The organism is Tardiphaga sp., assembly GCF_041424195.1.
Taxonomy (GTDB): Bacteria; Pseudomonadota; Alphaproteobacteria; order Rhizobiales; family Xanthobacteraceae; genus Tardiphaga.
In genome coordinates, this window is sequence record NZ_JBGMOE010000088.1 from 1 (window position 1) to 10,185 (window position 10,185).

The following is a 10,185-nucleotide window of genomic DNA, read 5'->3' on the forward strand; positions in this document are numbered from 1 at the left end:
AAAACTACTTTGCCAACGCCGGATACGCTTCAATAAAAACGTGAAACGCTCTAGGACCAGTGGCGCGGCCAGGCGCGGCCTGCCGCATAACGATGCCAGACCAGCGCGAAGCTCGCGAGCAGCAGTGCGCCGACCAGGACCGGCGCGAGCAGGAACGTCCAGGGCAGTGCGTGGGAGACGACAAGCAAGGGGTTGATCCCGGCAGGCGGGTGGAATGTGCCGGTGACATACATCGCCAGCACAGCGAGACCGACTGCCATGGCGGCCGCCCAGCCATGCGGCCCGGTCAGTTTGAGCACCACCAGCCCCACCAGCGTCGCGATGAGGTGCCCTCCGACCAGCGCGCGCGGTTGCGCCGGCTCGGCTTCCGGGGAGCCGATCACGAGGACGATCGAGGTCGCAAAAGGGATGATGACCAGCGGATAATGCGCAACGGTCGAGAAGAACTCCATTACACCGATGGCAATCCCGGCCCCCAGCCCGGCGACGGCACCAGCCAGCGCATTGCGGTGATTGTTGCGACGGATCGCATTCGCGGCACGCCGCAGCCAGTCCCGGTTCATGGAAGCCCTGCCCCAAAAGAAAAAGAGGCGGCAGATTGCTCTGCCGCCCCCTTTGATCTCAGTCGAAGTTCTTACTTCAGGTTCGACATCGCGGTCAGGTCAGCCGAGAGCTTGACGATGCCGGTCGCGCCGCACCAGCTCGAGCCAGCGCCGCCCGGGTTGATCGCGGTGACGTTGTTGGTGCCCGAAGCGGTGAAGTCCGAGGTGAAGGCGTTGCAATCACCCTTGGACAGGTTGGTGTCCGAGTAACGCAGGTCCAGCGTGAACACCTTGTAGGTGAAGCCGATGCCGACGTTCCAGGTGTTGTAGTCGGCATACTTGATGCCGCGTGGGAACTGTGCGGTGCCGTAGAAAGCATCCGAGGTGCCCAGCCACTGGCGACCGAATTCACCCGACACGTAAGAGCCGATGCCGGTCGAACCGAACCAGGTCGACGGCGCGATCACCTTACCGGTGATCGAAGCATAGGTGCCGTCTGCGCCGGTGTTGAGGAAGTTCGGCGAGTAGAAGGCGTTACCGCCGAGCGAGAAGTAGTCATTGAAGGTGTAGTTCAGCTTGGCATAGCCCTCGTAGAAGCTGACGTCCTTCTTCATGACATTGCCGTTGGCGAGCACCGAAGCACCGACCGGGCATACGTTGGGAAGGGTACCGCCGGCGGTCGGCGTGTCGATGCACTGGCCACCCGGATAGCCGTAGTACCAGAAGCCGAAGTCGAATGCTGCCGCGCCCCAGGTCGGACGGATACCGAAGTAACCGTCGAGTTCCATCGCAGCGCGGTTGGCGAAGGAGATGCTCTCACCGGAGACACCGGCGTAAAGCTGAACGTCCTTGGTGATGTTGTAGCGCGGCTCGAAATAGGCGGCGACAGAACCCTTCTGGCCGTTCGACTGGGTGACACCGCGGAACACGTAATTGCTCATGATCGCGCTGCCGAAAGCGAAATCCCAAGGATTGAAGGCTTCAATCGGCGGAGCCTTCTTGTACATCTTCGCGCCCAGGTCGGCTGCCGAAGCCGCGCTCATCCCCATGGCGAGCACCGCAGCAGACACGACAACAATCTTCTTCATGACATTCCCCATCACTTTTGAAACCAGAGGCAGTTCCGTGTCCGAAAGACGGCGAGACCGCGACGTTCATCGACTGGACGCAACTCTGGGGCGTGGAACCCGAGCGGTGAAGAAAAAAAAACGAGCAAATGCCGCCTAAATAGGCGTTCTGACGTTTCCGTGAGAGGTTGTGGCGCGGTGTTGCAAAAGCACAACGCTTTTGGAGGGATTCCGGCCCGGAATACCCAGCAAGGAACGACCAGCGGTCGGGAATTGCGGATCATCACCCTGTCACCAGCAGATCGATCCACACCCATGAGGGCCTGCCGGAGCGGGATCGTCCGAATCGCCTGCAAAATCGGGAAACGGCATCGGTTGAAGCGCGCGATTCGCGACGGCGCCAGGCCAAGCAAAAAACCGCAACGGCGAGCGCTGCGGTTTTCCGGAGTTTATCGGCAAGTCGGGAACGCGGACTGAATCCGGTTCGACTATCTGGTTTCGTCGTGATCGGGCGACGTATCGCCAGGAGATTCGATCGCCGTCGTCTCGCCTGAAGAATGCCCTTCGACCGGTGAGGGATCATGTTCCCCCGCCGCCCAGCTCGACGTCTCGGCGGCAGGCGCCGTCATCGGCGGTTCGACCGGCTTCGGCTTGGAGACGCGCGGCTTGCGCGGCGGCTTCGGCGGCATCGCAACCGGCACCGACGCCTCGACCACGGCCGGCGCGGGCGCCGTGCTGGTTAGGAGCGCGGATGGAACCTTCACGCTCTTCTTGGCAGCTTTCTTTGGTGTCGCTTTCTTGGCGGCCTTTTTCGGCGCGGCCTTCTTCACGGCCTTCTTGGCGACAGCTTTCTTCGGCGCCTTTTTGGCGACCTTCTTGACGGCTTTCTTGGCCGCCTTCTTTACGGTCTTCTTGGCTGATTTCTTCGCGGATTTCTTGGTGGCCTTCTTGGCCGCTTTTTTCACAGTCTTTTTCGCTGATTTCTTGGACGTCTTCTTGGAGGACTTCTTGGCGGGCTTAGCCGCCATCAAAAGCTTCTTCTGCTTTTTCTTGTCCTTCTTGTCCTTTTTCGACTTCTTGCCTTTAGCCATCGTGGTCCTCCTGTTGGCGCCGATCCAAAAGGGACCAGCGTTTCAAGTCTTCCGCGCCAGCGCGGGGCCAGTTTAACGCGGGGCCGATGTCACATAAGATCAGTTCAATCCTGGCCTGGGACCGCCTGTCGCCCAATCGAGAAGCTCAATCGTATGTACGACCGGGACTGATGTCCCTCCGGCGATCTGAACCATGCAGCCGATGTTGCCGGCAGCGATGATATCCGGCTTGACCATCGCGATGTTGGCGATCTTTCGATCGCGCAACCGGCTCGCAATATCAGGCTGGAGAATGTTGTACGTCCCCGCCGAACCGCAACACAAATGGCTCTCTGGGATATCTTTCACCACGAATCCGTTCTTGGAAAGCAATTCTTTGGGAGCCTGTGTGATTTTCTGCCCATGCTGCAGCGAACACGCCGAGTGATAGGCGACGACGAGGTCGCTTTGTTTGTCAGGCTTCGGCAGATCCATGGCGCTGACATACTCGCTGATATCTTTCGTCAGCGCAGAGACCTTGGCGGCCGGCACGGCGAATTCCGGGTCCTCGCGCAGCATGTAGCCATAGTCCTTTATGACAGTCCCACAACCGGACGCGGTGACCAGGATGGCGTCGAGACCGCCGCGGTCCGCCTCCCCAAGCCAGACGCCGATATTGGCTTTTGCCCGTGCCAGCGCGTCACCATCGCGCCCGAGATGATGGGTGAGCGCACCGCAGCACTGCTCGTCCCGAACCAGCACCACCTCGATGCCATGGCGGGTGAGAAGGCTGATCGCAGCCTGATTGATGCGCGGCGCAAGCACCTGCTGGGCGCATCCCTGCAGGAGCGCCACGCGACCACGACGGGCGCCGATAGCGGGAAATACGCTGCCAGCGGATGGGCCGGCAGCAGGTAACTGCTTCGGCGCCATGGTCAGCATCGCTTTCACGCGGCTAAGCAGATTCGGGCTGGATTGCTTGCTGGTGGAAGGCAGCAACGCCGCCAGCGGGCGCGCCAGTCGCGCCATGGTCATGCTCAGGCGAAACAGACCGGGGCGCGGCAGCACCCAGGCCAGCACGTCACGCAACAACCGTTCCGATAGCGGCCGGGTGTAGTCCTTCTCGATCTTGACCCGCGCCTGATCGACCAGATGCATGTAGTTCACGCCGGACGGGCAGGTCGTCATGCAGGCGAGACAAGAGAGGCAGCGATCAACATGCTTGACAACCTCCTGCGTCGGTTTCTGATCCTTCTCCAGCATCTCCTTGATCAGATAGATGCGGCCGCGCGGACTATCCAGTTCGTCGCCGAGCAGCACATAGGTCGGGCAGGTCGCCGTGCAGAAACCGCAATGTACGCATTTGCGCAGAATCTTGTCGGCCTCGGCGATATCCGGATCGGCGAGCTGGGTCGGGGTGAATTCGGTTTTCATGTCGCCTGTCCACGCGACATCCGGCCGCGATTGAGAATGTTCTTCGGATCGAAGCTGTTGCGTACGCGCTCACCCAACGCCGCGATGCCTTTGGGCTGCGGGTGAAATACGTCGATGGCACGGCGCACGGATTCCGGCGCACGGATCAGCATCGCATGACCGCCAGCCGCATTGACCAGCTTGCGAAGTTGCACCGCCTGCGCATCGGCCGATGGCGGCAGCGCCGCCCAGATCAGGCCACCGCCCCAGTCATAGATCACCTCGCCTTGCGAGCCTTTCGCAATGGCCTGGCCAAGCGTACCGCCGGATGCCGGCGGCGTCACGATGCGCCATACCGGCCACATCGCGCGCGGGCCGCTGGCTGCGAATGGCGTCACATCCCGGACACCCGCCCACAGGGCCGCGGATTGAGCATCTTCCAGTATCTCGGCGCTGCCGAATGCTTTCAGCGCGACGCTCAACGATATCGCGCGATGCGACGCCGATGCCGTGATGCCCTCGAGGCGGATCAGCGTCACCGGCTGGTCGGGCGATGCTATCTCGGCAAGCGCCCCCTGCGTGGTGCGCAACGCCGAACCCGGCAGATGCGCCGCACCCGACACATCGAAGGGCGAGCCCAGCGCCGCCGTCATCGCCTTGTTCGCGGCGATGTCATCGAGCCCGCGCACCACCAGCGTACGCTCACTCTCCGCGCGCGGCATCACCTTCAGCGTCACCTCGGTCATCACGGACAGAGTGCCCCACGCGCCGGCGAGCAGCTTGCAGACATCGTAGCCGGTGACATTCTTCACCACCCGGCCGCCCGCCTTGTAGCTGTCGCCGAACCCCGACACCGCATGCACGCCGAGCAGATGATCGCGGGCGCCCCCGGCCTGAATGCGCCGTGGCCCGGCGAGCCCGGCCGAGATCATGCCTCCTATGGTGCCGATATCCAGCGTTCCCAGGAGCTGTGACGTGTTCATCGGTTCGAACGAAAACTGCTGATTCTTGGAATCGATCAGCGAGAGCACGTCGGCCATCGGCGCGCCGGCCTGTACGGTGAGGATCAATTCGTTCGGCTCATAGGACGTCACGGCGTTCAGCGCCGACACGTCGAGCACCGCATTGGTCGCAATGGGCTGGCCGACCATGCGCTTGCTGCCGTGCCCGACAATCTCCAGCGGTTGTTCGCTCGCAATTGCCGCGCGTACCGCCTGCTCGACGTCCTGAGCGTCTCTGACTTTCAAAATATCCACGGATGCGTCCAACTAAAATCGCGGCAGATCGGGAAACGCCAGCTTGCCGCCATGCACATGCACGCGACCGAGTTCGGCGCAGCGATGCAGTGTCGGAAACACCTTGCCGGGATTGAGCAGACCCTGCGAGTCGAAGGCGCATTTGATGCGTTGCTGCTGGTTGAGATCGACCTCGCTGAACATCTCCGGCATCAGGTCGCGTTTCTCGATGCCGACGCCGTGCTCGCCGGTCAGTACGCCGCCGACCTCGACGCACAGCCTCAGAATATCTGCGCCGAAATCCTCGGCGAGCTGCAGCTCTCCGGGCTTGTTGGCGTCGTACAGGATCAGCGGATGCAGATTGCCGTCCCCCGCATGAAACACATTGGCGACGCCGAGGCCGTATTTGGCTGACATCTCCTTCATGCGCCGCAGCACCAGTGGCAGCGCGGCACGCGGGATGGTGCCGTCCATGCACAGATAGTCCGGCGAGATGCGACCTACTGCAGGGAACGCCGCCTTGCGACCGGACCAGAACAGCAGCCGTTCCTGCTCGGAAGTCGAGATCTGGCAGGTGGTCGAGCCACAGCCGAGCGCTATTGTCTCGACGCGCTTGATGAGTTCATCGACTTCGACACCGGGGCCATCGAGCTCGATGATCAGCAGTGCCTCGACGTCCAGCGGATAGCCTGCATGGACGAAAGCTTCCGCGGCATGGATCGCCGGCTTGTCCATCATCTCCATGCCGCCGGGAATGATGCCGGCGCTGATGACATCGGCAACACATTGCCCGGCCTGCTCCACCTCCGCAAAGCCGATCATCAGCGCGCGCGCCGTCTCCGGCTTCTGCAGGATACGCACGGTGATTTCGGTTATGACACCCAGCAGACCTTCGGAACCGGTGATGATCCCCATCAGGTCGTAGCCCGATGTCTCCGCCGTCTTGCCGCCGACGCGAATGACTTCGCCCGACATCAGCACGATCTCGCAGCCGAGCAGATTGTTGGTGGTCATGCCGTATTTCAGGCTGTGCACGCCGCCGGAATTCTCCGCGACATTGCCGCCGATCGAGCAGGCAATCTGCGACGACGGATCCGGCGCGTAGTAGAAGCCCGCATGGGCCACCGCCTGGCTGATGGCGAGATTGGTGACGCCGGGCTCGACAACCACGGCGCGGTTATCGAAATCGATCTCGCGCACGCGCTTGAACTTGCCAAGACCAAGCAGCACCGCATCGGCCAATGGAAGTGCGCCACCGGACAGTGACGTGCCCGAACCGCGGGGCACCACCTTGATGCCGTTCTCATGGCAATATTTCAGAACTTTGGAGACCTGCTCGGTCGTATCGGGCAACACGACGACCATCGGCGGCTGGCGATAGGCCATCAGCCCGTCCGACTCATAGGGCAGCATCTCGGCAGAGCTGGAGATCACGCCCTCGCCCGGCACCAGCTTGCGCAGCGCAGCGACAATGGCCTCGCGCCTTGCGAGGACAGCCTGATCCGCCGCCGGCATCATGATGGTCATTGAACGCGCACTCCCGAAGATCGCAGCGATCACCCTGCTGCTTTGCCATGAATCAACCACGTCCAGGCCGCTTTGGGTAGCTTACCAAAGCATGACGCGCCACATGGCGCCGCGACGCGCGGCGGCAGCCATCGCACTTGTGGACTACTCGGAGCGTGTGCAACAAACTAAACTGGAAAGCCAACAAACAAAAAGAGCCATCTATGAAGTCTGTCACTTTCGGCGCCCTGATCGTTCTCGCCGCCTCGACCGCCTCTTCCTTCGCACTTGCACAGGACGTCGCCGCCGGGAAGTCCTCCTTCAACAAATGCCTCGCCTGCCACGCCATCGGCGACAACGCCAAGAACAAGGTCGGTCCGGAACTCAATGGATTGAACGGTCGCAAATCGGGAACCGCCGAGGGCTATTCATACTCGGACGCCAACAAGAATTCCGGCATCACTTGGGATGAAGCGACGTTCAAGGAATACATCAAGGACCCGAAGGCCAAGATCCCGGGCACCAAGATGGCCTTTGCCGGCATCAAGAAGGAATCCGAGGTCAACGACCTGTGGGCATTCCTCGCGCAGTTCGACAAGGACGGCAAAATCAAGCCGTAAGCGCTGGAGCCTTTTGTTTTGACGCGTTTTCTGTTTTGACGCGTTTTCTTGACGCGAACCGGCGCCCGCCTGGTTGGAAAACGCGCTAGGCGCCGGCCGCCATCTTGGTCGGAAGCACGGCCTGCACCACAAGCCCGCGTGCGCGGGCATCCATCACGCCAACGGCGCGCAGCGCCAGCAGCGTGACGGTCTGTACCGCGTCGCGCAGCTTGGCCTGATCTTCGAGATTGTCGGGCGCCATCGGCCCGACCAGCGCTTCATGCAGGGCGCCGAGCAAGGCCGCGGCCGCGAGCGCCGTATCCTGCGCCGGCAAATGACCGGCGCGAATGGCGGCCGCGATGCGGGATTCGATCTCGCCAGCAATCTCGCGGCGACTGGCCAGCCGCGACTCCGTCACATCGACCTCGACCGGCTCGGCCAGGATGCCCCACGATAATTTGCGGTGAGAAACGACATGCACGGCCACCGTGGTCACCGCCGCGGCCAGCGCCGACGACGGCCCCGGCGCAGCATCGGCAGCCCGGCGGATCGCCGCGAGCTCGTCGCGCGACACGTCGGCAATGAGTTCGGAAATCAGGTCGGCCTTGGACGGGAAATACCGATAAACCGTGCCCGCTGCGACATTAGCGCGAACCGCAACCGGAGCGATCTGAACCGCCGCCATGCCCCCTTCGGCGCAAGTTTCACGTGCCGCCGCCAGAATCGCACTGCGCCGTGCTGCAAGCCGCTTCACAACTTGATGGGTCCGTCGGTAAACCATGGGCGTTCTCATCCCCGGCACCCCTTGGCCAACCTGACGGCTGTCACAAATAAGGTGCGTAACTTCAAGGTTTTGAGCGAGCTTGAGGGTGCCCGCGATAAGAACTGAACACTAGTTCAGACTCATTGACAAGGTATTTTGCGCATAGCGGGATTCAACTTTTCGGGTAGAGCTAGCCGCCAAATCCGAGCGCGCGGGCGGCCGCGGCCACCGCCATGCCGGTGATGACGGCAATGAAGTCGTTACGGCGGACGATGGTCACTGCCATCGCGGCAAGAATCGCGAAAACCACCACCGGCCCGCCATTGACGGCCACAGGGAGCGCGGCGGCAACGATGATTGAGCCCGGCAATGCATCGAGCATCCGGCGCACCCGCGGCGTGACGTTAACGTAGCCCATCAGCCAGTAGCCGCCGAGGCGCGAGGCCACGGTGACCGCGGTCATGACCGCGAAGGCGATCACCACATCGCTGCGCAGAAAGTCAGTCATGCTGCGGCTCCCACCGGATGCCGCGGTTCGGGCTCGTCCATGAGCCCGGCACTGATCGCGCCCGACAGCGCACCGGCGATGATGAACCACCAGCCAGCGGCCAACCAGTGAACGACGAGGGCCACGATCCCGGAGACCACCCACGGGATCGCCCGGCGCGGTCCCTTCCAGGCTGGAACGAGCATGGCCGCGTAGAAGGCAGGCATGACCAGATCGACGCCGTATTTCTTCGGATCCGTCAGTTGCTCGGCAAGCACGAAGCCCGGGATCGCGGCGACCAGCCAGACCAGATAGAGCACGATGCCGCCGCCGACATAGAACCAGGCATCGGCGCCGCCGTGATCGCGATAGCGCATCGCCGCGAGCCAGCCGCCATCGGTCACCAGCAGCATCGAGGGATAGGCCTGCCATGACGGCAATGTGCCGAACCACGGCCGCAGCGTCGCGCTCATGAGCATGAAACGGACATTGACCGTGAGCGTGAGCAAAGCCAGCGTCGCGATGGTACCGGGCGTCAGCACGCTCGGCCAGGACTGCACGGCGACGAATTGCGACAGGCCGCCATAGACGGTGCCCATCATGACAATGACTTCGGCCAGCGAAAAGTTCTTCTGCGCACAGAGTGCGCCGAACGCCATGCCGAAGGCCAGCGTGCCTGGCAGCATCGGCCCGATGGCGATGATGCCCGGCACGATAGCGGCCTTCGACCAGTATGCCGGCGCCTTGGCAATGTGGGTGCTGGGCATGATCGATCCGTGTGATGCAGCATGGGTGCTGCCATCACACATTTAGGTCAAGCCACGCGATCTCATAAGGGCCATGCACGCTTGGATATGAGACCAAAGACTACTCCCAGTTCAGCGCGCCGCCGTTCTGATACTCGATCACACGCGTTTCGAAGAAGTTCTTCTCCTTCTTCAGGTCCATCGCTTCCGACATCCACGGGAATGGATTTTCCGTTTCCGTAAACACCGGCGCGAGACCTATCTGCGCGCAGCGGCGGTTGGCGATGAAGTGCATATAGGTTTCGCACAGCGCCGCATTCAGCCCGAGGAAGCCGCGCGGCATGGTATCCCGCCCATAGGCCGCCTCGAGCTCGGCGGCGGTGCGGATCATGTCGCGGATTTCTTCCTGGAATGCCTTGGTCCAGAGATGCGGATTCTCGATCTTGATCTGATTGATGACGTCGATGCCGAAATTCAGGTGAATGGATTCATCGCGCAGGATGTACTGATACTGTTCGGCGATGCCGACCATCTTGTTGCGGCGGCCGAGCGACAGGATCTGCGCGAAGCCCGTGTAGAACCACATGCCCTCGAAGATCACGTAGAAGGCGACGAGATCGCGCATGAAGGCCTGATCGGTCTCCGGCGTGCCGGTCTTGAAATCGGGATCGTCGAGATGCTGGGTGTGCTTGAGCGCCCAGGCCGCCTTCTCGGTGATCGACGGCACCTCGCGATACATGTTGAACAGTTCGCCCTC

Annotated in this window: 11 protein-coding genes; 1 reads left to right on the top strand and 10 read right to left on the bottom strand. The window is 62.0% G+C overall.

All coding sequences use genetic code 11. The features are described from left to right. Nucleotides 1-50 precede the first annotated feature (50 nt). From ACEK02_RS13505 to ACEK02_RS13530, 6 genes are all read right to left on the bottom strand, one after another. Nucleotides 51-563: an HPP family protein gene (locus ACEK02_RS13505; protein ID WP_371422200.1), complete on the bottom strand. Its 513-nt coding sequence runs from the start codon at nt 561-563 to the stop codon at nt 51-53. A 71-nt stretch (nt 564-634) separates the two neighbouring features. Continuing rightward, nucleotides 635-1,630 carry a TorF family putative porin gene (locus ACEK02_RS13510; protein ID WP_371422201.1) on the bottom strand — a complete coding sequence of 332 codons (996 nt, stop codon included), beginning with the start codon at nt 1,628-1,630 and terminating at the stop codon, nt 635-637. Nucleotides 1,631-2,097: 467 nt separating this feature from the next. Beyond that, nucleotides 2,098-2,700, bottom strand: coding sequence for a hypothetical protein (locus ACEK02_RS13515; RefSeq protein ID WP_371422202.1), 603 nt, complete (start codon nt 2,698-2,700; stop codon nt 2,098-2,100). Nucleotides 2,701-2,799: 99 nt separating this feature from the next. After that, entirely contained in the window at nt 2,800-4,113 is a 1,314-nt protein-coding gene (gene glcF / locus ACEK02_RS13520; protein WP_371422203.1) for a glycolate oxidase subunit GlcF, read from the bottom strand. After that, the gene (locus ACEK02_RS13525; RefSeq protein ID WP_371422204.1) at nt 4,110-5,348 is read right to left on the bottom strand and encodes an FAD-binding protein; all 1,239 of its coding nucleotides are present in this window, start codon (nt 5,346-5,348) and stop codon (nt 4,110-4,112) included. Before ACEK02_RS13525 ends, glcF begins: the two co-directional genes overlap by 4 nt. Nucleotides 5,349-5,360: 12 nt before the next feature. After that, nucleotides 5,361-6,854 carry an FAD-linked oxidase C-terminal domain-containing protein gene (locus tag ACEK02_RS13530; RefSeq protein ID WP_371422205.1) on the bottom strand — a complete coding sequence of 498 codons (1,494 nt, stop codon included), beginning with the start codon at nt 6,852-6,854 and terminating at the stop codon, nt 5,361-5,363. 203 nt (nt 6,855-7,057) lie between these two features. On the opposite strand from ACEK02_RS13530, the gene cycA reads away from it, so the two are divergent. After that, a complete protein-coding gene (cycA, locus tag ACEK02_RS13535; RefSeq protein WP_371422206.1) occupies nt 7,058-7,453 on the top strand; it encodes a cytochrome c-550 CycA in 396 nt (131 codons plus the stop codon). 85 nt (nt 7,454-7,538) lie between these two features. Here the strand turns inward: cycA and ACEK02_RS13540 are convergent, their stop codons facing one another. The 4 genes from ACEK02_RS13540 to ACEK02_RS13555 form a co-directional block, all read right to left on the bottom strand. Continuing rightward, nucleotides 7,539-8,213 (bottom strand): TetR/AcrR family transcriptional regulator, encoded by a 675-nt coding sequence (locus tag ACEK02_RS13540; RefSeq protein WP_092139147.1) that lies wholly within the window; start codon nt 8,211-8,213, stop codon nt 7,539-7,541. A gap of 172 nt (nt 8,214-8,385) precedes the next feature. After that, on the bottom strand, nt 8,386-8,703 hold the full coding sequence (locus ACEK02_RS13545; RefSeq protein ID WP_371422207.1) for an AzlD family protein: 318 nt from the start codon (nt 8,701-8,703) through the stop codon (nt 8,386-8,388). Then, nucleotides 8,700-9,449, bottom strand: a complete 750-nt coding sequence (locus ACEK02_RS13550) for an AzlC family ABC transporter permease (protein ID WP_371422208.1) — start codon at nt 9,447-9,449, stop codon at nt 8,700-8,702. The genes ACEK02_RS13545 and ACEK02_RS13550 overlap by 4 nt, the downstream gene beginning before the upstream one ends. 100 nt (nt 9,450-9,549) lie before the next feature. Then, on the bottom strand, nt 9,550-10,185 hold a 636-nt coding region (locus ACEK02_RS13555), incomplete at its 5' end, for a ribonucleotide-diphosphate reductase subunit beta (RefSeq protein ID WP_371422209.1).

What these genes read in the sequence shown, in the direction of transcription:
- ACEK02_RS13505 (WP_371422200.1), bottom strand. Translation starts at nt 563, where the DNA reads ATGAACCGGGACTGGCTGCGGCGTGCCGCGAATGCGATCCGTCGCAAC.
- ACEK02_RS13510 (WP_371422201.1), bottom strand. Translation starts at nt 1,630, where the DNA reads ATGAAGAAGATTGTTGTCGTGTCTGCTGCGGTGCTCGCCATGGGGATG.
- ACEK02_RS13515 (WP_371422202.1), bottom strand. Translation starts at nt 2,700, where the DNA reads ATGGCTAAAGGCAAGAAGTCGAAAAAGGACAAGAAGGACAAGAAAAAG.
- glcF (WP_371422203.1), bottom strand. Translation starts at nt 4,113, where the DNA reads ATGAAAACCGAATTCACCCCGACCCAGCTCGCCGATCCGGATATCGCC.
- ACEK02_RS13530 (WP_371422205.1), bottom strand. Translation starts at nt 6,854, where the DNA reads ATGACCATCATGATGCCGGCGGCGGATCAGGCTGTCCTCGCAAGGCGC.
- cycA (WP_371422206.1), top strand. Translation starts at nt 7,058, where the DNA reads ATGAAGTCTGTCACTTTCGGCGCCCTGATCGTTCTCGCCGCCTCGACC.
- ACEK02_RS13540 (WP_092139147.1), bottom strand. Translation starts at nt 8,213, where the DNA reads ATGGTTTACCGACGGACCCATCAAGTTGTGAAGCGGCTTGCAGCACGG.
- ACEK02_RS13545 (WP_371422207.1), bottom strand. Translation starts at nt 8,703, where the DNA reads ATGACTGACTTTCTGCGCAGCGATGTGGTGATCGCCTTCGCGGTCATG.
- ACEK02_RS13550 (WP_371422208.1), bottom strand. Translation starts at nt 9,449, where the DNA reads ATGCCCAGCACCCACATTGCCAAGGCGCCGGCATACTGGTCGAAGGCC.